General features: G+C 69.4%; 24 protein-coding genes and 4 pseudogenes. 24 read left to right on the top strand and 4 right to left on the bottom strand.

Features of this window, described 5'->3' with window-relative positions:
• The first annotated feature begins 619 nt into the window (after positions 1-619).
• The 9 genes and pseudogenes from BOQ63_RS01780 (at position 620) to BOQ63_RS01740 (ending at position 8,906) form a co-directional block, all read left to right on the top strand.
• On the top strand, positions 620-1,288 hold the full coding sequence (locus tag BOQ63_RS01780) for a sigma-70 family RNA polymerase sigma factor (RefSeq protein ID WP_072653190.1): 669 nt from the start codon (positions 620-622) through the stop codon (positions 1,286-1,288).
• Positions 1,285-2,028: a hypothetical protein gene (locus tag BOQ63_RS01775; protein ID WP_072653189.1), complete on the top strand. Its 744-nt coding sequence runs from the start codon at positions 1,285-1,287 to the stop codon at positions 2,026-2,028. Before BOQ63_RS01780 ends, BOQ63_RS01775 begins: the two co-directional genes overlap by 4 nt.
• A 219-nt stretch (positions 2,029-2,247) precedes the next feature.
• Positions 2,248-2,415, top strand: coding sequence for a hypothetical protein (locus BOQ63_RS01770; RefSeq protein WP_167395631.1), 168 nt, complete (start codon positions 2,248-2,250; stop codon positions 2,413-2,415).
• A gap of 194 nt (positions 2,416-2,609) precedes the next feature.
• Positions 2,610-2,894, top strand: a complete 285-nt coding sequence (locus BOQ63_RS01765; protein ID WP_465398271.1) for a hypothetical protein — start codon at positions 2,610-2,612, stop codon at positions 2,892-2,894.
• Between the two features lie 320 nt (positions 2,895-3,214).
• A pseudogene (locus tag BOQ63_RS01760) lies at positions 3,215-3,370 on the top strand (helix-turn-helix domain-containing protein); the annotation flags it as partial.
• 104 nt (positions 3,371-3,474) lie between these two features.
• Positions 3,475-4,743, top strand: coding sequence for an IS21 family transposase (gene istA, locus BOQ63_RS01755; protein WP_072653819.1), 1,269 nt, complete (start codon positions 3,475-3,477; stop codon positions 4,741-4,743).
• Positions 4,743-5,561 carry an IS21-like element helper ATPase IstB gene (gene istB / locus BOQ63_RS01750; RefSeq protein WP_223886207.1) on the top strand — a complete coding sequence of 273 codons (819 nt, stop codon included), beginning with the start codon at positions 4,743-4,745 and terminating at the stop codon, positions 5,559-5,561. Before istA ends, istB begins: the two co-directional genes overlap by 1 nt.
• Positions 5,562-5,588: 27 nt before the next feature.
• Positions 5,589-6,563: pseudogene (locus tag BOQ63_RS01745) on the top strand (IS630 family transposase); the annotation flags it as partial.
• Between the two features lie 435 nt (positions 6,564-6,998).
• On the top strand, positions 6,999-8,906 hold the full coding sequence (locus tag BOQ63_RS01740; protein ID WP_072653187.1) for an AAA family ATPase: 1,908 nt from the start codon (positions 6,999-7,001) through the stop codon (positions 8,904-8,906).
• Positions 8,907-9,190: 284 nt separating this feature from the next.
• On the opposite strand, the gene BOQ63_RS01735 is transcribed toward BOQ63_RS01740, so the two are convergent.
• Positions 9,191-10,300 (bottom strand): FAD-dependent monooxygenase, encoded by a 1,110-nt coding sequence (locus BOQ63_RS01735; RefSeq protein ID WP_072653186.1) that lies wholly within the window; start codon positions 10,298-10,300, stop codon positions 9,191-9,193.
• Between the two features lie 178 nt (positions 10,301-10,478).
• Between BOQ63_RS01735 and BOQ63_RS01730 the strand changes: the two genes are divergently transcribed.
• The 3 genes and pseudogenes from BOQ63_RS01730 to BOQ63_RS01720 all read left to right on the top strand — a co-directional run bounded on the left by BOQ63_RS01730 (position 10,479) and on the right by BOQ63_RS01720 (position 12,973).
• Positions 10,479-11,450 carry a TetR/AcrR family transcriptional regulator C-terminal domain-containing protein gene (locus tag BOQ63_RS01730; RefSeq protein WP_072653185.1) on the top strand — a complete coding sequence of 324 codons (972 nt, stop codon included), beginning with the start codon at positions 10,479-10,481 and terminating at the stop codon, positions 11,448-11,450.
• Positions 11,451-11,591: 141 nt separating this feature from the next.
• Positions 11,592-11,783, top strand: a pseudogene (locus tag BOQ63_RS01725) (hypothetical protein); the annotation flags it as partial.
• A 158-nt stretch (positions 11,784-11,941) separates the two neighbouring features.
• Positions 11,942-12,973, top strand: a complete 1,032-nt coding sequence (locus tag BOQ63_RS01720) for a tyrosine-type recombinase/integrase (RefSeq protein WP_072653184.1) — start codon at positions 11,942-11,944, stop codon at positions 12,971-12,973.
• On the opposite strand, the pseudogene BOQ63_RS01715 reads toward BOQ63_RS01720, so the two are convergent.
• Positions 12,965-13,728 (bottom strand): annotated as a pseudogene (locus BOQ63_RS01715) (IS630 family transposase); the annotation flags it as partial. The gene BOQ63_RS01720 and the pseudogene BOQ63_RS01715 sit on opposite strands and share 9 nt — an antisense overlap.
• Before the next feature lie 69 nt (positions 13,729-13,797).
• Between BOQ63_RS01715 and BOQ63_RS01710 the strand changes: the two are divergent.
• Together BOQ63_RS01710 and BOQ63_RS01705 are read left to right on the top strand one after the other, a co-directional pair.
• Positions 13,798-14,109 (top strand): transposase, encoded by a 312-nt coding sequence (locus tag BOQ63_RS01710; protein WP_030558521.1) that lies wholly within the window; start codon positions 13,798-13,800, stop codon positions 14,107-14,109.
• Entirely contained in the window at positions 14,040-15,002 is a 963-nt protein-coding gene (locus BOQ63_RS01705) for an IS3 family transposase (RefSeq protein WP_499503646.1), read from the top strand. Before BOQ63_RS01710 ends, BOQ63_RS01705 begins: the two co-directional genes overlap by 70 nt.
• On the opposite strand, the gene BOQ63_RS01700 is transcribed toward BOQ63_RS01705, so the two are convergent.
• Positions 14,911-16,584 (bottom strand): IS1182 family transposase, encoded by a 1,674-nt coding sequence (locus BOQ63_RS01700; protein WP_072653816.1) that lies wholly within the window; start codon positions 16,582-16,584, stop codon positions 14,911-14,913. The genes BOQ63_RS01705 and BOQ63_RS01700 overlap by 92 nt on opposite strands.
• Positions 16,585-16,693: 109 nt before the next feature.
• Between BOQ63_RS01700 and BOQ63_RS01695 the strand changes: the two genes are divergently transcribed.
• On the top strand, positions 16,694-16,852 hold the full coding sequence (locus BOQ63_RS01695) for a hypothetical protein (protein ID WP_167395629.1): 159 nt from the start codon (positions 16,694-16,696) through the stop codon (positions 16,850-16,852).
• Positions 16,853-16,997: 145 nt separating this feature from the next.
• The gene (locus BOQ63_RS01690; RefSeq protein WP_072653183.1) at positions 16,998-17,195 is read left to right on the top strand and encodes a hypothetical protein; all 198 of its coding nucleotides are present in this window, start codon (positions 16,998-17,000) and stop codon (positions 17,193-17,195) included.
• A 187-nt stretch (positions 17,196-17,382) separates the two neighbouring features.
• Here the strand turns inward: BOQ63_RS01690 and BOQ63_RS01685 are convergent, their stop codons facing one another.
• Complete coding sequence (locus tag BOQ63_RS01685; protein WP_072653182.1) at positions 17,383-18,144, bottom strand: GntR family transcriptional regulator; 762 nt, start codon at positions 18,142-18,144, stop codon at positions 17,383-17,385.
• A gap of 228 nt (positions 18,145-18,372) precedes the next feature.
• Here BOQ63_RS01685 and BOQ63_RS01680 point away from each other — a divergent pair, with 228 nt between their 5' ends.
• The 8 genes from BOQ63_RS01680 to BOQ63_RS01645 all read left to right on the top strand — a co-directional run bounded on the left by BOQ63_RS01680 (position 18,373) and on the right by BOQ63_RS01645 (position 24,815).
• Complete coding sequence (locus tag BOQ63_RS01680) at positions 18,373-19,428, top strand: hypothetical protein (protein ID WP_499503298.1); 1,056 nt, start codon at positions 18,373-18,375, stop codon at positions 19,426-19,428.
• Positions 19,425-19,703 carry a hypothetical protein gene (locus BOQ63_RS01675; protein ID WP_465398239.1) on the top strand — a complete coding sequence of 93 codons (279 nt, stop codon included), beginning with the start codon at positions 19,425-19,427 and terminating at the stop codon, positions 19,701-19,703. Before BOQ63_RS01680 ends, BOQ63_RS01675 begins: the two co-directional genes overlap by 4 nt.
• A gap of 71 nt (positions 19,704-19,774) precedes the next feature.
• On the top strand, positions 19,775-21,112 hold the full coding sequence (locus BOQ63_RS01670; protein WP_072653181.1) for a UDP-glucose dehydrogenase family protein: 1,338 nt from the start codon (positions 19,775-19,777) through the stop codon (positions 21,110-21,112).
• A 52-nt stretch (positions 21,113-21,164) separates the two neighbouring features.
• On the top strand, positions 21,165-21,500 hold the full coding sequence (locus tag BOQ63_RS01665; protein ID WP_072653180.1) for a hypothetical protein: 336 nt from the start codon (positions 21,165-21,167) through the stop codon (positions 21,498-21,500).
• A 159-nt stretch (positions 21,501-21,659) separates the two neighbouring features.
• A complete protein-coding gene (locus BOQ63_RS01660; RefSeq protein ID WP_072653179.1) occupies positions 21,660-22,508 on the top strand; it encodes an SDR family oxidoreductase in 849 nt (282 codons plus the stop codon).
• 586 nt (positions 22,509-23,094) lie between these two features.
• Positions 23,095-23,763: a sigma-70 RNA polymerase sigma factor region 4 domain-containing protein gene (locus BOQ63_RS01655; protein WP_143174591.1), complete on the top strand. Its 669-nt coding sequence runs from the start codon at positions 23,095-23,097 to the stop codon at positions 23,761-23,763.
• A complete protein-coding gene (locus BOQ63_RS01650) occupies positions 23,760-24,530 on the top strand; it encodes a hypothetical protein (RefSeq protein ID WP_072653177.1) in 771 nt (256 codons plus the stop codon). Before BOQ63_RS01655 ends, BOQ63_RS01650 begins: the two co-directional genes overlap by 4 nt.
• A 120-nt stretch (positions 24,531-24,650) precedes the next feature.
• Complete coding sequence (locus tag BOQ63_RS01645) at positions 24,651-24,815, top strand: hypothetical protein (RefSeq protein WP_167395628.1); 165 nt, start codon at positions 24,651-24,653, stop codon at positions 24,813-24,815.
• The last annotated feature ends 817 nt before the right edge of the window (positions 24,816-25,632 follow it).

The raw sequence follows: 25,632 nt of genomic DNA, 5'->3' as shown, positions 1-25,632 counted from the left end.
TGATCGGCTAAGCGGTGGGCGGATGACGCCGTCTGTCGGCTGGCGCTGTGGTCGTCGGCTGACAGGTTGCCGTGACGTGCCGTGGATCCCCCACGTGTGGCAGCCGGGGGCATGGGGCGGGCTGTGGTGCACCGCACCGGCACTGCGGCAACTCGCCCTACGGCGGCCCGAGTTGTCCGTCCCCCGACAGGCGAGAGTGCTGATGTGAGGCAGATCACGAGGCTGCACCTCCCGGGCGGTTGGCGGCGAGTCGGGATGGTGAGGAGCGGCGCGGCGGCGCGGTGATCAGCGGAGTTGCGTCCGGCAACCACTAATACCCAACGGTAGTTTGATCACTGGTCGTATCCGGTCGCATCCGACCCGTGAAATTCGTTGCCCGGCGCATGAGTGTCCAGCTCCCGTACGCACTTAGCTGGTTGGCGGGGCATCCGAGAACTTCCGGGTCACAGCCCCACTTCCCTGCCCTGTGAGTGAAGCGAGGCGAGTTGAACACCACCGTTGGTCGAGTGCTCCAGGCGGGCCCCCAGGGCCGCGCCGGCTACACGCGGTCCGGGCGGCCAGCCTGCGCCGGTCCGCTGGAGCCGAGTACCGGGCACCGCGAGAGCGCGGACGGTGCGGCATGAGCGGCGGCGAGATCTTCTCCACCGGCACCGGGCCCGACGCCTGGTCGGACTGGGACGCACCACCCTGGCAGGCGCCGCGCTCCTACGCCCTGCCGATCGAGTTCGAGGCCTTCTACCTCGCGAAGAGCGAGACCTACCTCGAGTACGCCGAGATCGGCCTCGCCGACAGCGGGGCGGCCTGGGAACTGATCCACGAGGTCTTCCTGTACATCCTGGTGACCTGGGACGACATGCTCGTCGAGCGCTCCTTCATGGAAGCCGCCTGGGACGTGCTGCGCGCCGCCGTCGCCTACGAAAAGCGCCGCCGCAGCAGGCCCGAGGGACCCGCCGGCGCACCCTCCTTCTTCTGGAAGATGACCTTCGGCCACGCGATGATCCGCAGCCGCGTCCGGCTCTCCCGGGAACCCGACGAGCTGCGCCAGGCCATAGCGCAGCTGCCGCCCCGCCAGTTCGACGTGATCGTGCTCAAACACTTCATGGAGCGCAGCCGCGACGAGATCGCCTGGCTGCTGGGCATCAAGCCCGTGACAGTCGACCACCACCACCGCCGCGCCAAGCAGCAGCTGCGCCGCGACCTCGGCCTGGCCGAGGACCCCACCACCGCGCCGAAAAGTTCTACCCGACCCCGGGCCGAGCGGCCCCGTCCCACGAAGGAGACCAGGTGACCGACAAGGGAACCGACGCCCCGCTCGACCTCGACGCCATGCTCGCCGCCGCAGGCGCCGCTGCCCGGGCCCGTCGCAGCCCACGCCCGCCGGGCTGGCAGGCCGAAGGCCTGCGGCGCCTGGCCTACGACTACGCCGACTTCGGCGCCGGCACATACGCCCAACCCGGCTGGTGGGAGGCGAAGGCCGCCGCCTGGCCCAAGCTCAACTCCCTGTCCCGGTGGGTCATCAACCGCGCGGACGCCCCCCACCAGATCGCCCTCCTCGCCCAAGAAGGCGAAGGGAGCGACGGCGCCCTGGTCTTCGGCTGCCTGCTGCTGCTCACCGGCCACCCGCGCAGCGCCGAATTCTGGTGGGGCTACGCCGCCGGCGCCGACAACCACACGGCCAGCTACTGCCTCTACCTGTACAACCTCCACCATGGCGACCTCGGCGAGGCCCAGACCTGGTTCGAACGCGCCACCCTGCCGATGGCCGGTTGCGAGGCCGGCGACACCATCCGCCCGAGCCTGCCGCCGGTCGACAACTACTTCCGGCTCCTGTCCCTGTTCACCAAGAACGCCGACGCCTACGGCACTACCGCCGCGCAGCCCGACGCAGACCTGCTCGCCGCCATCGAGCGGCTGATCCACCGCGACACTGGAACCGAGGCCGACGGGCCCGACGGTACCGACGGGATCGCAGGCCTCCCCGACCAGGGCCTGGTGGACACCCTGTCCGCCTTTACCAGCCGCCGCTGACCCCTCACCGGCCCCGGCTATCCCGTCAGGTCCGACGGGACAGCCTCCCGGGCCCACACCTTCTTCCCGCGTCGGCCCGTCCGACGACACCACAAGCTGCGCAACACGGCCGACACCGACCGCGAAAGACGACGGCTTCGACATCGCCGTCCCATGCCGGGCACCTGCACGGCCTCCTCTGCCAGTAGCCCACCCACCGACCCGACCAGGAGAACCCCCGTGTCCCCCGTCCTACACAACGCCGCGCTCATCACCGCAGCCGGCACCGCCTGGTACGCCGTGGCAATCACCGCCGCGGCCGTCACCGCCGTCGCCGCCCGCAGTGCCGACCGCCGCCGCGACGCCCGGGAGGTCCTCAAGGTCCTCCTGCGCCGCCACGCCCGCTAACGCCACCACGCCCGCCAGCCCTCGGCAGCGGATGAAGCAACCCGGGCACGGACATCCACGTGGCGTCCGTGCCCGCACCTCCTACCGTTCGTTACGCCCCGAGCACCCGGCCAGGGCGCGGCCGTGCGGCGCCGAACCGGCCTGGTAGTGAACGGCCCCCGGATCCGCCCCGTGTGGTGTCGGTGGCGGCTGGAATGCTGAGCTTCATGGACGACGAGGCGCTGATGCGAGGCCGGGTCTACGGAGCCGACCACGACGACCCCGAACCCGGACCCCAGCCGGGGCACGAATACCGCGAGCTCGTCGGCGGGCCACTCGACGGCCTCCTGCTGGACGTCACCGGCTGGCCCGCCGACCAGCTCGCCGACGGCGCCGCGCTGGCCACTGAGATCGGCCGGTACGGCGCCGGCGGCCGAGCCCACTACGAACCCCGCCTCACGGACCCTTCCCGCTGGGACTGGCAGGGGGACACCCCCTGAACACCACCCGGACCAACACCAGCGGCATCGCTGCGCCCGACCGCACACACTGAAAGGACCGGTCCGCGCCCGAACCCCCGAGCGGGCAGCGGATCGGTCCCGATGCCGGGCCGCAAAGATCAGCGCCGGAAGCAGGCAGGAGCCGATCACGGTCACCGAGGGGCCGCCCGCCCACTGCCGCCGTACGCGGCACTGCCGGATTCCTTAGGACCACGTACGAGGCCAGTCGGTCCCAGAGGCCGCTACTGACGTTGGCGCTTCAAGGTGATTGGCCTGTTTGTGTAGCTGACTGACGGCCATGTGCGCGCTATGCCGTTGGTATGCGCTATGCGGATGGGGGCGGGCTGACGGCGAAGGCACGTCAGCGCCGCGAGACGGTGCGGCTGGAGGCCGCCGCGTTGTTCGACGAAGGCGTCCCACCGAAGGAGGTTGCCCACAGGTTGCGGGTGAGCGCGAAGTCGGCCTATCAGTGGCACCTGTCGGCGACGGGTGAAAACTGACCGCTGATCGGCGGATGAAACGGGACCCACTTCGCGATCTTCTGTTCATCCTGATCTTCATCGAGGGTCAGGAGGAGAGGGTGATTCGCGTGGAGGACTGGGCTGAGATCCGTCGGCTGCACCGGGCCGAGCAGATGCCGATCCGGGCAATCGCCCGGCATCTGGGGATCTCGAAGAACACGGTGAAGCGGGCGTTGGCGACGGACCGGCCGCCGGTCTATCAGCGGCCGTTGAAGGGATCGGCGGTTGATGCGGTCGAGCCTGCGATCCGCGAGCTGCTGCGGCAGACGCCGGCGATGCCGGCGACGGTGATCGCCGAGCGGATCGGCTGGGACCGTGGGCTGACCATTCTCAAGGAGCGGGTGCGCGAGCTGCGGCCGGCCTATCTGCCGGTCGATCCGGTCTCTCGGACGGTCTACTCGCCGGGCGAGCTCGCGCAGTGCGATCTGTGGTTTCCGCCGGCCGAGATCCCGCTGGGCTACGGGCAGACGGGACGCCCGCCGGTGCTCGTCGTCGTGTCCGGCTATTCCAGGGTGATCACCGCGCGGATGTTGCCGTCCCGCTCCACCGCCGACCTGATCGACGGGCACTGGCGGCTGCTGACCGGCTGGGGCGCCGTCCCGAAGACGCTCGTTTGGGACAATGAGAGCGGCGTCGGCCAGGGAAAGCTGACGTCGGAGTTCGCAGCGTTCGCCGGCCTGCTCGCGACCAGGATCCACCTCTGCCGGCCTCGTGACCCGGAGGCGAAAGGCCTGGTGGAGCGGGTGAACGGCTATCTGGAGACCAGCTTCCTGCCTGGCCGCACGTTCGCCGGACCGGGCGACTTCAACACCCAGCTCACCGCCTGGTTGCAGGTCGCCAACCGCCGGCACCACCGCACGATCGGCTGCCGGCCCGCCGAGCGCTGGGAAGCCGACCGGTCCGAGATGCTCACCCTGCCACCGGTCGCACCGCCCAACTGGTGGCCCCAGACGACCCGGCTCGGACGCGACCACTACATCCGCGTCGACACTTGCGACTACTCCGTCCACCCCCGCGCGATCGGGCAGCAGATCACCGTCCGGGCCGACACCGAGGAGATCGTCGCCACCAACCGCACCGGCGAGGTCGTCGCCCGCCACAGCCGATGCTGGGCTCGGCACCAGACCATCACCGACCCCGAGCACACCGCCGCGGCCCAGACCTTGCGCGGCCAGGCGATCCGGCAGCGGGCCTCACGCGCCTGGGCCTCGAGCCTGACCGCTCTCGCCCCCGATGACCTCGGCGTTGAAGTCGAACAGCGTGAGCTCGGTTCCTACGACCGCATCTTCACCCTCATCGAGGGCGGCGCCGGCAAGGAGGACACCTGATGGCTCGCACCGCCACCGCCACGACCACCGCAGAGCAGACGCCCAAGGAAGGGCGGCAGACCTCGGCAGACCTCGCGTTCCTCGCCCGCGCCATGAAGGCACCCGCTCTGCTGGACGCCGCCGAGCGCTTGGCCGAGCGGGCCCGCACCGAGTCCTGGACCCACCTCGAATACCTGGTCGCCTGCCTGCAGCGCGAGGTCTCCGCCCGTGACAGCCACGGCGGCGAACAGCGCATCCGGGCCGCCCGATTCCCCGCGGTCAAGACCATCGAGGAGATCGACACCGCCCATCTGCGGGGCATGACGCGCCAACAGCTCGCCCACCTGGGCACACTGGACTTCATAGCCGCGAAGGAGAACGTGGTCTTCCTCGGGCCGCCCGGCACCGGCAAGACCCACCTGGCCACCGGACTCGCCATCCGGGCCTGCCAGGCCGGCCACCGGGTCGCGTTCGCCACCGCCTCCCAATGGGTCGACCGCCTCGCCGCCGCCCACCACACCGGCCGCCTCCAGGACGAACTCGTCAAACTCGGCCGCTACCCGTTGATCGTTGTCGACGAGGTCGGCTACATCCCCTTCGAGCCCGAGGCCGCGAACCTGTTCTTCCAGCTCGTCTCGAACAGATACGAAAGGGCCAGCGTGATCGTCACCTCGAACAAGCCCTTCGGACGCTGGGGAGAAACCTTCGGCGACGAGACCGTCGCCGCCGCCATGATCGACCGGCTCGTCCACCACGCCGAGGTCCACTCCCTCAAGGGCGAGTCCTACCGCATGCGAGGCCGCGGGGACCTCGGCCGCACACCGACCAGCAACGACTAACAAGATCAACAGAAGACGCGAGGGTCAGAACTCAACCGCCGGAACCGGGTCACGGTTCAACCGCCGCCGACAGCACCAAGCCTGGCGTGAGGGCGGGGCCGGTGCGCTGGCTTCACGGGGACCGGGTGGGCAGCGATGCAAGCTGTCGGCGCGGTGCCGGGTGAAGCTGGCCGAGTACCTCGAGCAGGGGCCGGCCGTGCATGGCTGGGACGAGGACCAGGTGTGGACCGGCGCGCGGGTGGCGACGCTGATCGGGCGGAAGTTCCACGTCACTTACAGCGTCTCGGGAGCCACCCGCCTGATGCACCGACTCGGCTTCACCCCGCAGGTACCCGCGCGGCGTGCCGCGGAACGCGACGAGCAGGCGGTGTCCGCGTGGATGGAGGTGACCTGGGCGGAGGTAAAAGCGCCCGGGCGGCCTGCGACGGATGGCTCTGCTTCGAGGACGAAGCCGGGTTCACCCGCAGGCCGCCCAAGGGACGCACATGGGGACGCCGTGGCGTCACCCCGGTCGTGAGGGTGGGCGGCCGGGGCTCCGGACGGGTGTCGGTCGCCGGGCTGATCGCGATGCGGCCGGGCTCGCGGACCCGGCTGTGCCACCGGCTGCGGTGCCATACCGGGCGCAAGGGCGAACGCCGCAGCCTGTCCGAGCGCGACTACATCGGCCTGATCGACGGCATCCACCAGCTGGTCAAGGCACCGATCGTGCTGGTCTGGGACCGGCTCAACACCCACGTCTCCCATGCCATGCGCGACCTGATCAACGCGCGGGACTGGCTGACGGTGTTCATCCTGCCCGCATACGCGCCCGAGCTGAACGCGGTCGAGTACCTATGGGCCCACGTCAAGCGCAGCCTGGCGAACCTCGCCAGCGTCGCTCTGGACCGACTCGCCATGCTCGTCCGCAACCGGCTCAAACGGCTCCAGTACCGCCCCGACGTCCTCGACGGCTTCCTCGCCGGGACCGGACTCTCCCTCGACCTCCCACCGCCATCACCTTGAAGCGCCGAAGTCAGTAACGTGCTGGTGGCAGACCGCCCGAAAACGCGAACGAGGCGCGGCGCCCGAGTGGGCACCGGACCTCGTCCGACAGTGGAGCGCCAGGCCCGGGTTGCACGGACTCTCCCTACTGAAAGTAGGACGTGCTCTGGTAGCACCGCTGACGCCTGACGAGGAATTATCTCCCTCGCGACGAGAAGAATATTAGCAGGTCAGCGGCCCACCGCCGAACCTGCGCAGCACCAGTAAGAGCCAGTGGAAGGCCGCCCAGGAGAGCGCCCCGCTACTGGCAGAGCCAGCGGTCGCACGGACTATCAGCGGCGAAATTGCCGGGTTCAGGAAAGGCGCAAGCCCTCGGCCACGACTCGGAACCTGCGGACAGGCATTGGTATGGCAAAACCACTAGTCGTAGATCGGACAATTCGCCACACTTGCGTGATGCAGCTCACACACGTCCATGCGCGCCTCTTCCGCAACATCGTCGACAGCGGGAAGGTGTCCATCCAGCCTGACGTCACCTGCCTGGTCGGCAAGAACGAGAGCGGGAAGACCGCGCTACTGTCAGCGCTCTACCGCTTCAACCCGGTCTACCCGAGAGATGTGTTCGAGGTCTCGAAGGACTACCCCCGGTGGCGGTTGATCAAGGACCGGAAGGCGTCCGACCTCGACGAGGTCAAGCCGATCACCTGCGTGTTCGAGCTGAGCGATGAGGACCTCAAAGCGGTGGAGGACGAGCTCGGACCGGGTGTCGTCACCAGCCGCTCTTTCCAGATGAGCCTGTCCTACAAAAAGCGGGCGAGCGTCACAGTTGATCTGGACGGAAGTGCCGCCTGCGTCAACGTACTCAAGGACACCGGAGCTCCCGATGCGCTGCGCACCGTCCTGGCCAGCAACGAGTGCCTCGACGACCTCGCCGAACAGGCGGAGTCCCTGACTGAACCGGAGGACGGCTCGTTCACCGCTGAGCAGGTCCAGAGCGTCGCCTCGGCTGCACGGACCCGTCTCGCTGAGGCGGGAAGCACCTGGCACCGTGTCGTCGGGATTCTGCGGGCGCGTCTGCCTAAGTTCTTCTACTTCGGTGAGTACCAGACGCTGCCCGGACGCATTGATCTTCAAGCGCTGGGGGGCGGCGAGGAGCCCGGTGCCACGGCTCTGCAGACCGCGCGTGCCCTCCTGCGGCTCGCGGATACCAATACGGGCGCGCTGACCGAGGAAAACTTCGAGGAACGCAAGGCCGAGCTGGAGGCGGTCAGCAACCAGCTCTCGGAGGAAGTCTTCGAGTACTGGACCCAGAACCCGGATCTGTCGGTCGAGATCGACATCGACAAGACCACCCAGAACACCCCCAACGGTCAGGCCGCGGTCGCCCGCTATCTGGACGTCCGGGTCAAGGACCGCAGGCACGGCTTCACCAACAACTTCGGCCAGCGCTCCAGTGGCTTTCAGTGGTTCTTCAGCTTCCTGGCCGCCTTCTCCGAGTTCGAGGACTACCCGCACGGCGTGGTCGTCCTCCTCGACGAGCCCGCACTGACCCTCCACGGGAAAGCCCAGGCCGACTTCCTTCGCTTCATCGAGGAACGCCTCGCCCCGCACGCCCAGGTCGTCTACACCACGCACTCCCCCTTCATGGTGGACGTCGCCCACCTGGACCGGGTGCGCATCGTGGAAGACCGAGGACCGGCGACCGGAGCCGTCGTCACCGACGAAGCCCTCGCCGTGGCCGGAGACTCCCTCTTTCCCCTCGAAGCAGCCCTCGGTTACGACATCGCCCAGAACCTGTTCGTCGGACCCGACAACCTCCTGGTCGAGGGCACCAGCGACTTCACCTACCTCACGCTGTTCAGCGACCACCTCAAGGAGATCGGCCGCGCCCATCTCGACCCCCGCTGGCGGGTGCTTCCGGCCGGCGGCGCGACCAACATCCCCGCCTTCGTCGCCTTGGTCGGCCGCGCCCTCCAGGTCACCGTTCTCATCGACGGCAGCCCGTCCGGTGTCACCAAACTGAAGAACCTGGCCGACCGCGGCCTCCTGTCCAAGAAGCGACTTCTGCTGACCGACACGTTCAGCGGCATCGATCCCAGCGACATTGAGGACCTCTTCAGCCCGGGCGACTACCTCAAGCTCTACAACACCGCCTTCGGTACCAGTCTGAAGGTCGCCGATCTCAACGGGGCGGACCGGATCATCGCCCGTATCGGTCGCGCCACCGGACAACCGTTCACCGAACACGGGCGTCCCGCTGAGGTTCTTCTCCGACAGCGGAGCACCTTTATGCAGAGCCTGAGCGAGACGACGCTCGCCCGGTTCGAGGGGCTCTTCGAAGCCGTGAACGGCACCCTGAGCTGACCCAAGCCGCTGCCCGCGTCGCGTCTCGTCGAGGGCCAGGCCGCCGCGCGGGTGTGGCCGAGGACCAGGCGGTCACCGACGAGCTGGACCGGCTGCGCGGGCAGCTGGAGGCGTCACGGGGCCCTGATGGCCGAGAGGCCCTAGCCTGGATCGACTGGAGTCGCCTCCACCAGCAGGAAGGGGTCGGTCCGCGCTGGACACGGCCAACCGGCTAGACCTGGCCCGGTGACAACCGGGCCAGCGCACCGCCACCGACGAACGGCTGGCGGCTGAGCCTTGGTCAGTTAGCCATCGAGTGCGATCGCGTTTTTGGCTCGCTCGACCGAGGCTTCGGCGGCCGGACCACCGGGATTTTCGGTGGCCAGTGCCTGGTTGAGCTCGACGAACGACCGCATTCGCCCCTCATAGGAGGCGAAGGCTGTGCGATGGTCACCCCCCGCCCGGCCGAGGGCGTCGGCCAGTACGTAGGCGCCCACGAGGGCCAGGCTGGTCCCTTGGCCTGACAGAGGAGACGCGCAGTAGGCCGCGTCACCGAGTAGGACCGCCCTGCCCTGCGACCAGCGGTCCATGCGGATCTGCATCATGGCGTCGAAGTAGAAGTCGGGCGCATTCCGCATGGCCTTCAGCAGCCGGGGCGTCTCCCAGCGCAGGGCCGCCATCCGCCCGGCGACGAGCTTCTTCTGCTGTTCGGCATTGCGCTGGCCGGCGGAAAGCGGCTCAGCTGCGAAGCCGAACGTGATCCTCAGCTCGCTGTTGTCGCGCACCGGATAGATGCCGTAGCCGGCCTCGCCGTCCCTGAGCCACAGTTGCCAGTCCTCCAGGGCCAGGAAGTTGTCCGCACTGAAGATCGCCAGATGCATGCCCAGGTGGCGGGCGAACTGCTCTTCCGGCCCGAAGGCCAGTCGCCGCACGGCCGAGTGCAGGCCGTCGGCTCCCACGACCAGGTCGAAGGTGCGCGGGTGGCCGTGCTCGAAGGCGACCCGTATGCCGTCCTCGTCCTGGTCGAGTGCGGTGACGCTGTCCCCGAACACGAACTCGGCTTTGCTGCTCGCCCGTTCGTGAAGTATGCGTACCAGGTCTTCGCGCAGCAGCTCGATGTCGTCGCTGTCCAGCCGGCCGCTGCTGAACGTCGTCTCGGTTGATCGGTGGATCTCCTTGCCATCACCGTCCAGCACTGACATGCCGCGCATCCTGGTGCGGTGGGCTCGGGCCCGGTCCAGGAGGCCCATTCGCTCGACGACGTCGAGTGCGGCGCCGCGGATATCGACGGCCTGTCCGCCACTGCGGGGGCCCGGCGCGTGTTCCACCACTGTCGGGGCGAAGCCGTGTTGGCGCAGCCAGTGCGCGAGCGCGGACCCCGCGATACCGGCGCCAGAGATGAGCACAGTCTTCATGTGGAAGCTCCTTAATACGCTGTACGCACCCTGAATGTACGCCGTACACGCGTGGCTTCCAACTGCTATTTTGGGTTCGTGTCCTAGGACAGTGGGCCCGTTTCGGCACTCCGCGCTGGTAAGGTCTGATCTAGTACAGATTTGGCGGGCACCGAAAGAATTTCAAGGAGTCGACAAGATGGCCTCGGCATCCGATCCGCCGTTCCGGCGCATCGCCGACGAGATCGGGCGGCGCATCGCCAACGGCACACTCGCCCCGGGCGATCGTGTGCCCTCCACCCGTCAGATCGCACGGGAATGGGGAGTCGCGCTCGCCACCGCCACCAAGGCCCTCACCGCACTGCGTCTGGAAGGGCTGGTCGAAGCCCGCCCCCGGGTCGGCACAGTGGTGGCCACCGGGAACCGTGCGCCGTCGTCAGGTGATCGGCCCCCGTCGAGGCACAAGCCTGCGGCCACCGCCGATCACGAACTGACCCGGGAACGGATCATCCGCACCTCCATCGACATCGCCGACGGCGAAGGGCTGGCCGCGCTCTCCATGCGCAGCGTCGCGGCCCGGCTCGGCGTCGCCGCCATGTCCCCGTACCGGTACGTCAACAGCAAGGACGATCTGGTTCTTCTGATGGCGGATGCAGTCTTCGGCGAGGAGGTCTATCCAGTCGAGCCGCCGACGGGCTGGCGGGTGCGCCTGGAGTTCGGGGCACGCACCCTGTGGGGGATCTACCGCAGGCACCCCTGGCTCGCGCAGGTTGGCACGCTGACCCGCCCCCTGATGCTGCCCGCCCTGATGGTCCACGCTGAGTGGGCGCTTGCCGCCCTCGACGGCCACGGCCTCGATCCGACGACCATGCTCGACCTGCACGTCCTGCTCTACAGCTACGTTCAGGGCATCGCCGTCCACCTGGAGCGGGAGGCCCAGGCCGAGGCCGCCACCGGCCTGTCCGAGGACCAGTGGATGGACCATCAGACTCCCGCTCTCCAGGCGATCACCGCGGCAACCCAGTACCCCGTGTTCGCCAGGGTCACCGGCAGCCTCAAAAACGGCTACGACCTCGACTTGGACGCGCTGTTCGAGTTCGGCCTCAAGCCACTCCTCGACGGCATCGCAGCCATCATCGAGGACCCACCGCCCCGCCACACGACCTTGTGATTGGGAGAGGACCGCCCTGTTTTGTCTCATTCGATTACGCCACAGCCCCGTGACGGCCAGAAGCCAGCCCCTCAACCACGCCTGCCACGGGCGCCCCTGACCGACCCATTCGGACAGTTCCAATACCCGACTCCACCATTAGCCATCTATCCGGCCGACGCCATCGAGGCCCATCGAGCGTTCATCGCGCGCCGGCGAACGCTCCGCCCCAGCGAGGAATACCGAACCCCGACGAGCGAGGAGTGGGACGCCTTCCTCGCCCACTTCGAGAAGCGCAAACTCTCGCTCGGCACCTGCGCTCGCGCATTCGGAACCTCGTGCATCCACGAGCACGTCCCGTTGACCGAACTAGTTTGGGCTCCCCTCCAGGTCAACTCATAGTGACGACAGGGGGGTTAGGGCTACCGCTGGCGGGTGGCGGTGACTGCGCGTGTGGTGGTGGATCTGGTTTCATCGCGTGTCGTCGAGTAGGTCGGCCCGTGGAGGTATGGATGCCAGAGCAGAGCACGACGGTCCGGGACGTGGCGGCGTTGAAGGTGGCGAGGGTCGGCCGCGTCGAGAAGAGCGATGACCCGCTGCGGCCGTTCCGGATCGTAGACGCTGATGGCACCGAGGTGGCGGCGGTCAGTGAGTTCCTGCACCACATGCTCGCCGACGACGCGAGTCCGACGTCGTTGCGGTCCTATGCCTATGAGCTGTTGGCGTGGGTCCGGTTCCTACGCGCCGTGGACGTTCCCTGGGATCTGGCGAGCCGGGTCGAGGCCCGTGACTTCGCGCTGTGGCTGAAGACCACGAAGAAGCCGCCGCGGCAGCGCCGGCCCGATGCGCCCGCCCCGGGTTCGGTGAATCCGGTCACGGGGAAGGCCGCGCCCGGCGAGAACTATGCCGTTCGGACTAGGCGGCACGCTCGCGCGGTGATCCGGTCGTTTTACGAGTACCACCGCGAGACCCACGGCCGGCCGCTGATCAACCCGTTCCCGCAGGGTGGGGCTGTTGACGAGGGGAGTCTGAATGCGCATCACAACCCGATGCAGCCGTTCCGGCGGCCCTCACGCCGGGGCACCTATCAGCCGAAGGAGCCCAAGCCCACCCCGAGGATCATTCCTGACCAGGCGTTCAACGACCTGTTCGCCGGGTTGAAGTACAACCGGGACAGGGCCCTGATCGCGTTCTACATCTCCACCGGCGCCCGCGCCTCTGAACTGCTCGGCGTCCTGCAGGGCCTGGTCTCGCCCGGGGACCAGACGATCGGCGTGCTCCGCAAGGGCAGCCAGGTCCTGCAGCACCTTCCCGCCTCCGCCGACGCATTCGTGTGGCTGCGGCTCTACCAGCAAGAACTGCGTGGCATGCTCCCCAAGCACCCGTCGGAGCCGCTGTGGTGGACGCTGCGACGGCCCTTCCGCCCGCTGGAGTACGACGCGGCCCGGATGGTCTTCACCCGTGCCAACCAGCCGCTCGGTGCGAACTGGACCCTGCACGACCTGCGGCACAGTGCGGCTACTGACTTCGGCGCTTCAAGGTGATGGCGGTGGGAGGTCGAGGGAGAGTCCGGTCCCGGCGAGGAAGCCGTCGAGGACGTCGGAGCGGTACTGAAGCTGTTTGAGGCGGTTGCGGACGAGCGCGGCGAGTCGCTCCGGAGCGACGCTGGCGAGGTTCGCCAGGCTGCGTTTGACGTGGGCCCATAGGTACTCGACCGCGTTCAGCTCGGGTGCGTATGCGGGCAGGATGAACACCGTCAGCCAGTCCCGCGCGTTGATCAAGTCGCGCATGGCATGGGAGACATGGGTGTTCAACCGGTCCCACACCAGCACGATCGGCGCCTTGACCAGCTGGTGGACCCCGTCTATCAGCCCGATGTAGTCGCGCTCGGACAGGCTGCGGCGTTCGCCCTTGCGCCCGGTATGGCACCGCAGCCGGTGACAGAGCCGGGTCCGCGAGCCCGGCCGCATCGCGATCAGCCCGGCGACCGAGACCCGTCCGGAGCCCCGGCCGCCCACCCTCACGACCGGGGTGATGCCACGGCGTCCCCACGTGCGTGCCTTGGGCGGTCTGCGGGTGAACCCGGCTTCATCCTCGAAGCAGAGCCATCCGTCGCAGGCCGCCCGGGCGCTTTTACCTCCGCCCAGGTCACCTCCATCCACGCGGCGACTGCCTGCTCGTCGCGTTCCGCGGCACGCCGCGTTGGGACCTGCGGGGTGAAGCCGAGTCGCTGCATCAGGCGGGTGGCTCCCGAGACGCTGTAGGACACGTGGAACTTGCGGCCGATCAGCGTCGCCACTGAGGTTCCCCCGACGTGCGGAAGGTTGCCGGAGATGGCCTGATTGGCCATGAGAAGGGAGCCTCTGCCATGGCCGCACCGATGAAGTACCCGCCCGAGTTGCGACGGCGTGCGGTGGAGATGTACCGCACCGCCGACCCGAAGCCCGTGATCCGCAAGATGGCCCGCGACCTGGGCGTGCACCACGAAGCGCTGCGCAACTGGATCCGCCAGGACGAGGCGGACCGGGGCGAGCGGGACGACCGGCTGACCACCGCGGAGAAGGAGGAGCTGGCCGCTCTGCGGAAGGAGAACGCCGAGCTCCGCCGGTCCTGCGAGATCCTCAAGGCCGCCTCGGCTTTTTTCGCCCAGGAGCTCGACCCGACCCGGCGACGGTACTGAAGCTCATCGACGAGCACCAGGACCGCTTCGGGGCCGAGCCCGTCCTCCGGGAACTGCACATCCCCGCCTCCACCTACTACCGCTGGCGCCGCGACGTGGCGGAGCCGTGCGAGCGCAAGCGCCACGACGCCGAGCTCACCGAGCACATCCGCCGCATCCACGCCGACTCCGACGAGACGTACGGCTCCCCGCGCGTCCACGCCGTCCTGCGGCGCGAGGGCACCCGGGTCGGCCGAAAGCGGGTCGAACGCCTCATGCGCCAGGCCGGCATCCAGGGCGTCAGCCCGCGCCGGCCCCGCTCCTTCACCCGCCGCGACCCGGCGGCGGATCTCGCCCCGGACCTGGTCCAGCGCGACTTCACCGCCGTCGCGCCGAACCGGCTGTGGGTCGCCGACATCTCGCTGATCCCCACCGGCGAGGGACCGTGGTGGCTGGCCACGATCCGCGACGCCTTCTCCCGCCGGATCGTGGGCTGGCACACCTCCGAGCGGGCGGACGCCGACCTCGTGCTCACCGCGCTGGAGTACGCCCTGCACGGCCGCCCCGTCGAACCCGGCCAACTGGTCCATCACAGCGACCATGGGTGTCAATACACGTCCATCAAGCTCACAACTCGACTGCTGAAGGCGGGAATCGAGCCGAGCATGGGAAGCGTGGGGGACTCGTTCGACAACGCCCTCGCCGAGAACTTCTGGAGCGTGCTGAAGACCGAGTGCGTGCGTCGCACGACCTTCGAGACCCGCACTGACGCCGACCTGGCCCTGTTCGCCTACATCGACGGACCCTGTTGCCCAATTGATCTCACGCGGCGAGGTCGAGGGCTGCGAGATGGGAAGTGCGCGTCGGTGCGAGTGGACTTCCGTTCCACCAGGCGTCGAGTCGGATCAGGTTGATGGCGGTGGCCATGAAGATGTGGGCCAGGTGCGTCTTCGCCAGGCTGGTGTAGCGGGTGCGGCGGGCTCCGGTGGTAGCGACGGCCTGGTGAATGGTTCCTTCCACTCCTGCGCGGGCCGCGTAGCGGCCCTTCCAGTCCTCGGTGGCCTGTTCGGCCCGGACGCGTTCGAGGAGGACGTCTTGGTCCTGGGGGCGGACGGTGAGCTGTCGGCCGTACTGGGTCGAGCGGGTGCACTGGTCGCGGACCGGACACGGCGCGCATGTCTGGGTGGCGAAGCGGATCCGGACGGCCGGACGACCGTTGTTGTCGTAACCCTCGGTCCAGTACCTGCTGTTGGCGCCGTTCGGGCAGGTCGCCTGCCGCGCGTCCCAGTCGATGCTGAAGGACGTTTTGCCGTAGCCGGCGGCCTGGACGGCCTGGCGTGTGCTGTTCGGTCTCACCGGACCAATGACTTCGACACCGCGTTCAACCGGTGAGGTCAGCAGCAGTTCGGCGGAGACGTAGCCGGAGTCCAGAAGGTGCTCGGACGGCAGCAGGCCTTTGTCGTCGAGGCGATCGTGGATCTGCTCGACGACCACCGCGTCGTGGACCGTGGCATCGGTGGTGAGAACGTGGGTGATCATGTGCGGGCGCCCGACCTCACCGGGGTCGTCGCAGGTCTCGCTGAGGTGGACCTTGTAGCCGTCCCAGCCGGACCCGCGCTTCATGGCATAGCGGGAGTCGACGTCATAGGGGGAGGTGATCCTGGCACTGCTGGGCGGGCAATCGCCTTTCCCCCGCCAGGCCACCTCCTGGGCTCCGTCGGTCACCGTGCGGCTGAACTGCTGCATCCACACCGTCCGCAGGACGGCGACGGCGGGGACGTCCCGCAGCCAGCGCGGCGCCGTGGGTGTGAAGACCGTTTCGAGCAGTCGGTATCCGTCGGTGGCGATCTGTCGCGCCAGCTCGTCCCGCTCGTCCTGGGCGCTGGGCAATCGGTAGGCGTCCACCCGCGCCCGATAGCGTTGCTGCCAGGACGGGTCCATCCACGTCCTCAGCCACGCCGGCGCGGCGACCGCGATCGCCTCCAAAGCCGCCCGCAGTGTCTCTCCAACGAACTCCAAACGGTTCAAGTCCCGTACTGCGGCCAGGACATGCGTGGAGTCGGTGCGCTGTCGACCGCCAGGGGCGACCAGTCCCAGCTCCATCAGTCGCTGCAGTAGCAGGTCCAGGACCTTCTCCTCCAACCCGTACGCCAGGATCCGGTCGCGGAACCCGGTCAGCACGGTGAAGTCGAACCCCGGGTCCGACAGCTCGACGCCGAGGAGATACTTCCAGTCGATCCTTGCGCGTGTGGCGTGCGCGGCCTGGCGGTCGGTCAGGTTCTCAGCGAACTGCAGGACGCAGACCAACGCCAACTGTCCCGGCGAGACACCAGGACGGCCTCGGACACCGAAGGCGGACCTGAACTCCTCGTCTTCGAATAGCGGGCCGAGCTCGTCCCGGACCCTCATCGCCAGACAGCCTTTGGGGAAGGCAGCGAGGGCCACCTGCCGTGTCACCTGCGGGACCTCTACCCCTGGCCTCGACCCCATCGACACCACTCCACCCCGTTCCGCGGCCGAACGACGCACCCTGGATCAGACCGCTGAAGAGCGATCTTTCCGTCCAGCACACATCCAAGTGCGAGATCGCGAAGGGTTCACCCAATTGGGCAACAGGGTCATCGACGGCTGGTACAACACCCGCCGCATCCAGAAGCGCCTGGGCTGGCTCAGCCCCGACGAGTACGAGGCGAAGTTCTACGCCGACCAGGCGACGGCCGAACCGGTGACCGTCGAACCACCCACACCCGTCCTGACCAGGTAATCAACGCCTCCCGTGCAGCGGGGGAAGCTCACCCAGACTGGGTCCGGTCGGCCAGGTGTGGTTCGGCCGGCTGCATGCCACCGACGGGCGAGCCCGGTATAGATCGGCTCATCGGGGAACTGCATGACCGTTTCCGTTTCCGCTCTTGTCCCTGCGCAACGCGACCGCTGGCGCCGCTGCCGAGTTCGCCGCCTGGCTGAGCCAGGAACTCGTGCCCGCGAACGGCCAGGTCGATTTCAACACCAGGGCCGGCATGGAGGCGGCACTGCCCGACGAGATCCTGGCCGAGCACACCGTCGCCGGACTCGAAGCCATCTTCCGCGAGCACCTGAGCGACCTGTGACCCCGTCGGCCACGCCCCAGGGGCACGCCTTCGGCGGGAAACAGCTGGCCGAGATCCTCCGGAAGCTCGGTGGAGAGCTGGCCACCTTGTGGACGCGAAGGGCAACCTGCGCGGATAGGTCAGTGAACGGTGTAACTCGGTTGGGTTGAGTTAGCGGCGGCCGGCGGAGAGCCGGCCGTCGAATCGTCTACGTGGCCGGTGTGGCGTTGGGGTGGCGGGTGAGGGTGTAGCCGATCTCGAAGGCTTCGGCGGACATGCGGGTGTCGTTGACCTCGAGCACTGTGCCCGCTGGGCTGGTGGTGGTGCGGGTGATGCGCAGCAGCGGGACGCCGCGGGGCAGGGTGAGGCGTTCGGCTTCGCGGGGGGTGGGCATGGCGGCGCTGATGCTCTCGCTCCACTGCAGCGGGCCGTGGCCCATCTGCTCGAGCAGGTCGTAGATGCCGCCGGGGCCGGTGTCGGCTTCGGCGAGGCGGGTGCCGCGGGCGAGCGTGGCGGGCAGGTAGCTGGTGGCGAGCTGGGTGGGCTGGCGGGTGTCGGGGTGGCCGATGAGTCGGTCGCGGATGAGGACGTCGTCGCCGGGGTGGACGGCGAGCAGCGGGGCGATGTGGCGCGGGGCGGCCCCGAAGGAGATGGTGGGCTGCTCGAGCGCGATCCAGGGCTGGGCGGTGGGGTCGAAGTAGTAGCCGCGCTCGTCGCGGAAGACCTGGCGGGCGCGGACCAGGTGCTGTCGGTTGGGTGCGGGGCGGACCACGGTGCCGCGGCGGCGTACCGGTTCGACCAGGCCCTCGTTCTCCAGTTCGCCGATGGCTTCGCGGGCGGTCTGCTTGGCGATGCCGTACTGCTGGGCGATCTCCTCCAGTTTCGGCAGCACGCTGCCCTCGGGGTAGTCGCCCCGTTCGATGGCGGCGCGTAGCTCGGCGGCGACCTGCCGGTAGGCGGGGGCGGTCATCTGGTTCCTCCTTGGCTCGCAGGCGTCACAGCAGGACCATATAGGACTAGGACTATTGACGGCATGTCAGGGCCGGGTGAGCATAGTCCTAGTCCTATCGCAGCTCCTGCGGTGGGTGCACATTCCTTGTTCCCCTGCCGGCGCAACCGGCTTCCCCGTCATGCCCGCATGCCTGCGCGGCCTGGGCGGGATACCGGTCCGCCCGCCTGGGACCCGATGGAGGGAACGGTGCCGTGGACACCACCCCTCTTCCCGCGCCCCCGCCACGTCTTCGTGAACCTGGAGGGTTCCATGTTCTTCCCGCACCCCGTCATTGAGCAGCTGACCCCCCCGCAGGTGGAGGTCTGGGAGAAGCACTTCGCCGGCGACCGGCACGAGCGGCCGCGAAGCGTCGAGGAGGGCATCTGGCGCCGCACCCAGGAGCCCGCCAACGCCGAGCAGTCCGGCTGGTCGAAGGACACCCACGGCCGGCGCCGCATCGTCCACTACAACCTGCGCTACGGGCTGAACTACGTGTTCCCCGAGCCGCGACTGACGCTGGACAACCTGTACCTGATGGTCTCCCACCTCGCCCCGGCCGGCGAGATCGCCGACTACCGCTGCGACCTGGAGACGTGGCTGGCCGAGGGGCGCTGGCGCCAGCTGCCGCAGGGCGGCTGGCAGAAGGGCGACCTGGTGCTGCAACTCGCTGAGTTCGACGAGCACCCGCAGGACCTGCGCGCCGGCCGCCCCACCCCCGACGGCTTCCGTTCACTGGAGGTGGTGTTCACCAGTGACGGCCACGAGCTGCACCGCACGGTCCGCAACCTGCCCTGGGACGTGCTGGCCGGCGGGATGCGGGTCAAGGAGCGGCGCGGCAACCCGACGATCGCCCCGGACCTGGCGGGTCTGCTGGAGACGGGGCCGTTCATGGTCGAGGTCGGCTGCGGCACCAGCATCGAGGCCGGCATCCCGCCGCTGCATTTCCTGCACGAGGTGTACCGGGTCACCCAGCGCCGCAGCAACGAGTTCACCCAGTCCCACGCCTTCACCCTCTCGCCCGCGGCCGACTCGCTGGTGCAGGAGATGGTGCTCGGAGCCGACCTCAAAGCCCCCGACCTGGTGGCGATGTTCCGCGCCTGCTTCCTGGCCGAGCCGACCTACGCCCACCGCGCCCTCAAAGCGCTCTCCGACGCCGGGCTGTTGGTCGGGCCGGTGCTGACCCACAACTTCGACGTCCTGTCCGCCCGCCAGGCCTGCCCGAGCTGTTCTTGCGCCGCTACGACCAGAAGATCCCACCGGTGACCTTCGACCCGCGGGCGAAGGCGCTGCTGGTCATCGGCCTGCACGCCGACCGGCGCGCGGTCCAGGCGCGCGCCCGTGAGCGCGGCATGCGCGTCTTCTACGTCGACCCGGAGGGGCTGGAGGAGAACAGCGTCTTCAAGGAGTACCCGATCGAGGGTGCCCGGGACGAGGACGTGATCGTGCGCCAGGGCGCCATCAAGGCGCTGGGGCGGCTGTGCGAGCTGGCCGGCATCACCGTCCCGAACGCGGTCAGTGACGGACCGATCACCCGATAGCGTTCCGGGGGTGCGGCCCGGAACCCCGGGCCGCACCCCAAATGCCCACCCAATCAAGGACTTTGATCAACATGCATGTCTCAGTGATCGGCTGCGGCCACCTCGGAGCGTCCCACGCCGCCGCGATGGCCGAACTCGGCCACGAGGTGATCGGCGTCGAGATCGACCCCGACAAGTGCGCCGTCCTCAACACCGGCAAGTCCTGGTTCTACGAGGCCGGCCTGGACGACCTGCTCGCCCGCCACGTCCCGACCGGCCGACTGCGCTTCACCACCGACCCCGGCGAGGCCGCCGCCTTCGACGACCTGCATTTCATCGCCACCGGCACCCCGCTACGCGAGGACGGCCGCGGCTACGACGCCACCCAGGTCATCAGCGCCATCGAGACCCTGGTCCCGCTGATCGACCGACCGGCCACCATCGTCGGCAAGTCCACCGTCACCGTGGGCACCGTCGCCACCCTGCAGCGCATCGTCACCGCCCATGCCAAGGTGGCAGGGGTGGAGCTGGTGTGGAACCCCGAGTTCCTGCGCGAGGGCCACGCCGTCCAGGACTCCCTGTTCCCCGACCGGATCCTCGTCGGCCTCACCACGGCGGCGGCGCGGGCGGCGATCGAGGAGGTGTATGCGCCGATCATGGCCCGCGGCGACATCGAGATGGTCGTCACCGACCCGCAGACCGCCGAGGTCGCCAAGGCCGCCGCCAACTCCTACCTCGCCGCCAAGATCAGCTACATCAACGCCGTCGCCGAGGTCTGCGACCTGACCGGCGCCAACGTGGACGACGTCGCCCACGTGATGGGCATCGACAAGCGCATCGGCCACGCCGGCATGCGCCCGGGCCTCGGGTACGGCGGCGGCTGCCTGCCCAAGGACATCGCCGCCTTCGCCTACGCCGCCGGCGAGATGGGCGCCGCCGGGGCGGCCGGCCTGCTCGACGCCGTCCAGGCCGTCAACCGCGGCCGCCAGCACGCCGCCGTCGCCCTCATCACCCAGGCCCTGAACAGCGACGTCCGCGGCCGCACCATCGCCTTCCTGGGCGGTGCGTTCAAGGCCGGCACCTCCGACGTCCGCGACAGCCCCGCACTGCGCCTGGCCGACCGGCTCCACCAGCTCGGCGGCACCGTGCGCCTCTTCGACCCCGAGGCCCAGGACAACGCCCGCCGCACCCACCCCCACCTCGCCTTCGCCAACAGCGCCCTGGACGCCACCCACGAAGCCGACCTGGTGGTCATCGCCACCGAGTGGCCCGCCTTCACCACCGACCCGAAGCTGCCCGCCGACGCCGCCGAACACGTGACGACCCGCACCGTGGTCGACGTCCGCAACGCCCTGGACGCCGGCCCCTGGCTGGCCGCCGGCTGGACGGTCCACCAGCTGGGCCGCCCCACCCGAACCCCCACCGCCTGACCCAGCCCCCGGGCCAGGCAGCCACCAGTCCGAACCACGGAGGGAGAAGACCGTGAACGACCTCTTCCAGCAGATCCGCGAACTGCGCCGGCGCGACGAACGGCGCAGCGGCGCCCCCGACCACGTGCTGGAGCTCCTGCTGGTCACCAAGGTCGCCGAGGAGGCCTGCGAAGCCGGGGAGCTGTACCGGCGCTCCAAGGGGTGGGGGACCGACGGCCCGGTCACCGCCACCACCCGTCAGACCCAGCACGAGATGTGCGCTGCGATCATGGCCGGGCTGGTCGCCCTCGACCGGCTGTGCCCCGACGGCGACGCCGCCCAGGTCTGGGCCGACTACCTCGCCTACGGCTACCAGCGGGCCCTGCGGGAGAACACCGAAGCGGCCTGACAGCACCAGCGCGGCGGCCCCCAGCAGGGATTTGCTCCCGGCCGGGGGCCGTTTGCGCTGCACCGTGCGGCCGCCAGGCGAGCACACTGTCGTTTCCGTCTTGGCGAAGTCGGGCAGGCCTCGGCGGAGTTGGACCTGCTTCTGCTTTACCGTCATGGCGTGACAGTCCTGATCATCGGCGGTAGCGGATTCCTGGGCACCGAGCTGATCCGCCAGGCGGCATCGGCAGGCCATCCGGTGGCCGCGACCTTCGCCACAAGGCCCAGCAACATCCCCCAAGTCGCCTGGCACGCCCTCGATCTGCGGGACCCCGACCGCATCGAGGCCCTCGTGGCCGAGGTAAAGCCCCGCGTGGTCGTCAACGCGGCGAGCGGCGGGGCCGACTGGGCGGTCACCGCCGAAGGCCCTGTCCGTGTGGCGATGGCCACCGCACGGCACGGTAGCCACCTGGTCCACGTCTCCAGTGACGCGGTGTTCTCCGGCACGCACGTCCACTACGACGAATCCAGCCTCCCTGACCCCATCACCCCGTACGGCGCGGCGAAGGCCGCGGCCGAGACCGGGGTCCGCCTCGTCCACCCCGGCGCCGTCGTCGCCCGCACGTCGCTGATCATCGGCGACCGCCGTTCCCAGCACGTCGCCCTGGTGCACGACCTCGCCGCCGGCACCCGCAGCGGCGCCCTGTTCACCGACGACATCCGCTGCCCCGTGCACGTCACCGACCTGGCCGCCGCCCTCCTCGAGGTTGCCTCCCGCGACCTCTCCGGCGTCCACCACCTGGCCGGACCCGACGCCGTAAGCCGCCATCAACTCGGCGTCCTCATCGCCCAGCGCGACGGACTCAACGCCACCCAGCTCCCGGCCGGCCTACGGGCCCACAGCGCGCAACCTGGCGCGCTCGACGTCCGCCTCGACAGCCGAACCACCCAGAGCAGGCTGCGCACCAGGCTGCGCGGCGCCCACCAGTTCCTTACCGCGGGAACCTCCAGCCGGTTGGCGCTCAGATGATCTCGGTCCCCCTTGCTGCTCACAATGGCGGGTGGCGGATCATCGCGGCATACCTGGGAGAGTCCGGGAAAGGCTGGCGGATGCCGACGGGCTGGTGGCCCCAGGATTCGCGTGCCCGGGGCAGGCTGACCGTTTCTGCCAGCGTTCGCGGCGGTTGAGCCTTGGTGCCTGACGGCAAGTCAAACCCGTTCACCGTGGGCAGCTTGTGTGATCTGCGCCACTCTGACTACGGTGAGTTATTGATCATATCAACCGGGTTGTTGGCATATGTCGAGCTCGCGGCCATCGGGGACGCCGTGGGCTGCGGGTTTCGGCTACGTCAAGCAACCATGGATGATCTCTTAGTGAAATCCGTTCGGACCTCGTGCGTGAATCCGGGGGCCGCGCCGGTTAGCTGGAAGCGAGCCGAAAGGCGGCTCCAGCGAGGCAGGGAGCGCCGCAATCCGACCGGAAACGAGCACATGGACAGCAGTACGCACTACCGGCTTCGGCACCTTCGGCTCACGCTCGACGCCGGTGGCCCCCGGCAGTGTGCGGGGGGCGCGAAGTCGCGCGTCGGCCACCCGCCGCACAGCGGGGAGGGGCGTTGAGCGAGGACTCCCCGGGGGTGACCGGCGCGGACGACGCGCCGCTGTGGGACGCCGCGGCCGACGCGGTGTCGGCCCTTCCTGACCCCTTCGACCTGGAGGTCACCACCGACGTGGTCGACGCCGTGGTCGGCGTCGAGTTCGAGGGCTACGTCCTCGGCCAGCGCCCGGAGATGCTGCGCTTCGCTGAGGAGGTCCTCCAGTCGGAGCTGGCGGCCGAGGAGGTCATTCACGAGGTCACCGTCTACCTCGGCGCCCATTGGCAGCAGATCCTCTCCTCGCGCAACGCCGAGGACGAGATCTGGGAGGTGCTGGGGGCGGCCGTGCTGGGGAGGGCCTACCGCATGGGGCGCGACCCGCGCCTGCAGCGGGACCTGGACACCGCGCGGCGGCTGATCGAGGACATGTTCGCGCTCCTGCACGATCCCTACAGCGAGCTCGGAGCCGTCCACGAAGCCATGAAGCCGCTGACCCGCGGCGAGTTCGCCGCCGTCATGATCAAGCAGGTGATGAGGTTCACCAGCAAGCTCGCTGCCTTGATCCTCAACGTCCACCCGGCCACCGTCGACCGGAACCTGCGCCGGGCCAAGCAGCTCCTGCACGACGACCTGGCCCCGCTCCGGCTCTTCGAGGACCACCAGAACCGCGCCAGAGGAGGACGCCAGTGACGACCCCCGACCCCATCGACCCGCTGGCCCCCGAGCGGGTCGAGCAGCTCCTCGCCCGCTCCCGCACCCAGCGCAAGACCACGGATGACTACCCCCGGGTCATCCGGCGCATCGCCCACGACCTGGCGGCCCACCGGCGCGGCGAGTATGAGCAGCCCGCCTGGTGGGCCCACCACTCGCGCGCCCGATTGGGCCTGGATTCCCTGGTCCGCTCCGTTCTCACCGACGAGGCCCTGGCCATGGTCGTCGAACTCGCCGAGCAGGACGAGGTCAACGACCGGCCCCCCCAGCTGCAGCACTCGATCGACGTCAGCGAGATCGACGCCGAGATCGCCGGCTTCCAGATCTTCGGCTGCCTGCTGTACCTGGCGGGACACCCCACCTCTGCCGCCTTCTGGTGGGGCATGGCGGCCGGTGCCGGCGACCAGCTCTCGGCCACCTTCATCTACCTGCTCCACCTGCAGCGAGGCGAACTGCGCCAGGCCATCCGCTGGTTCCAGGAAGCGCAGTCCTTCTTCGACCTGCCCGCCAGCGCCGGCACGATTCCGCCAGGTGTGCCGGACATGGCCGGCTACATGCGCGCCCTGCCCGCCCACCTGGTGCCATGGACCAGCCCCGAGAACGCCGAGCCCACCGAGCAGCTGGCTCCGGAGGTCGAGCGCCTGGTGGTCCGTGCCGGCCCCGGCGACGCACCCGTCATCGACGGCGTCGCGGGACGTCCCGGCCCCCGTCTCGCCACTCAGATCGAACAACTCGCCAGCCACTGATTCCGGATCGGCCCGCCGCCCCTCGTCCGGCGGGCCCCCGGTCGGCCTCCACCCGGGCCACCACTTCCGCTACCGCCGGACCGCGACCTCGTCCGGCCTCGACCCACCAGAGCAACCCCGATGTCCACCGTGCTCCAGCACGCCGCCCTCATCACTGCGGCGAGCGCCAGCTGGTACGCCCTCGCCGTCTCCGCCGCCGCCATCACTGCGGTCGTGGCCCGCACCGCCGACCGCCGCCGCGACGCCCGGGAGGTGCTCAAGGTCCTCGTTCGCCGCAGTCGGTGACGGAGCAGGAGTCCCGGCGGAGCCCTGGCTCACGTAAACAGGCGCCCGCCGCAGGCCGCGCGCGACCGCCAGGCGGCCGTTGTTCGTCTTGGTGCCCAGGATGCTCTCCTGGAACCGGTCGGCCGACCGCGCTCCGCAGCCGGCCGAACAGAGGGTCCTGCCCGGGGATCGGTCCGCTCCCCGGGCAGGACCCGGATCCCTTCCCGCGTCAGCATGTGGTGCGGCCGACATGACCGCACCACACCCGTCAACCTCCTTCTACGGGGTTCGCTCGGCTGGCCGCTGCGGGGGCCGAGCCTGCTGCGGCACCGCCGGCGGACGTGACCGCCACCGCCGGACCGGGACCGGGATGTCCACGGCCGTGACCGGCTCCCGCACCGAGGGCTCGACCAGGTCGCGGCCCATCGACTCCTTCAGCGCCAGGATCTCCGCCTCGCCTTGGCGACCCGCTGGAAGCGTCGACACCCAGTCGCACAGGTGCGTCATCACCCGAGCCAGGGCGGGTGAGGGTCACCGCCACACCGGGGATCCCGGCACTCGCCGAGGCCTTGGCGTCGGCCATCTCGACCTGGATCGTCTGCCCCGCGGCCGACGAGCCGACCAGCGGCGCGATCGTGACCGGCAGCCCGGAGGCCTTGGCCTCAGAACCGGCCTTCGGCTTCTCACCCTCACCCAGCGGGTGCGCTTCGGGTGCGGAGCCGAGCGTCACCGAGGCGTGGCCGCCCGGAACCGCGTTCGGCTCCGATTGACCACAGCTCCGCGCAACCTCGAGGGCGAGCGCCCGGCCGGGTGCTGCGCCGACCAAGGCCAGACTCAC

It is taken from the genome of Streptomyces viridifaciens (assembly GCF_001888885.2).
In the GTDB taxonomy this organism is placed as follows: Bacteria; Actinomycetota; Actinomycetes; order Streptomycetales; family Streptomycetaceae; genus Kitasatospora; species Kitasatospora aureofaciens.
The sequence above is the reverse complement of the archived record's forward strand: the minus strand, read 5'-3'. Positions and strand labels throughout refer to the sequence as shown.

Bases quoted from the DNA above. Each gene is read 5' to 3' on its own strand.
- BOQ63_RS01780 (WP_072653190.1), top strand. From the start codon at position 620: ATGAGCGGCGGCGAGATCTTCTCCACCGGCACCGGGCCCGACGCCTGG.
- BOQ63_RS01765 (WP_465398271.1), top strand. From the start codon at position 2,610: ATGCTGAGCTTCATGGACGACGAGGCGCTGATGCGAGGCCGGGTCTAC.
- istB (WP_223886207.1), top strand. From the start codon at position 4,743: ATGGCTCGCACCGCCACCGCCACGACCACCGCAGAGCAGACGCCCAAG.
- BOQ63_RS01740 (WP_072653187.1), top strand. From the start codon at position 6,999: ATGCAGCTCACACACGTCCATGCGCGCCTCTTCCGCAACATCGTCGAC.
- BOQ63_RS01735 (WP_072653186.1), bottom strand. From the start codon at position 10,300: ATGAAGACTGTGCTCATCTCTGGCGCCGGTATCGCGGGGTCCGCGCTC.
- BOQ63_RS01730 (WP_072653185.1), top strand. From the start codon at position 10,479: ATGGCCTCGGCATCCGATCCGCCGTTCCGGCGCATCGCCGACGAGATC.
- BOQ63_RS01720 (WP_072653184.1), top strand. From the start codon at position 11,942: ATGCCAGAGCAGAGCACGACGGTCCGGGACGTGGCGGCGTTGAAGGTG.
- BOQ63_RS01710 (WP_030558521.1), top strand. From the start codon at position 13,798: ATGGCCGCACCGATGAAGTACCCGCCCGAGTTGCGACGGCGTGCGGTG.
- BOQ63_RS01685 (WP_072653182.1), bottom strand. From the start codon at position 18,144: ATGACCGCCCCCGCCTACCGGCAGGTCGCCGCCGAGCTACGCGCCGCC.
- BOQ63_RS01670 (WP_072653181.1), top strand. From the start codon at position 19,775: ATGCATGTCTCAGTGATCGGCTGCGGCCACCTCGGAGCGTCCCACGCC.
- BOQ63_RS01645 (WP_167395628.1), top strand. From the start codon at position 24,651: ATGTCCACCGTGCTCCAGCACGCCGCCCTCATCACTGCGGCGAGCGCC.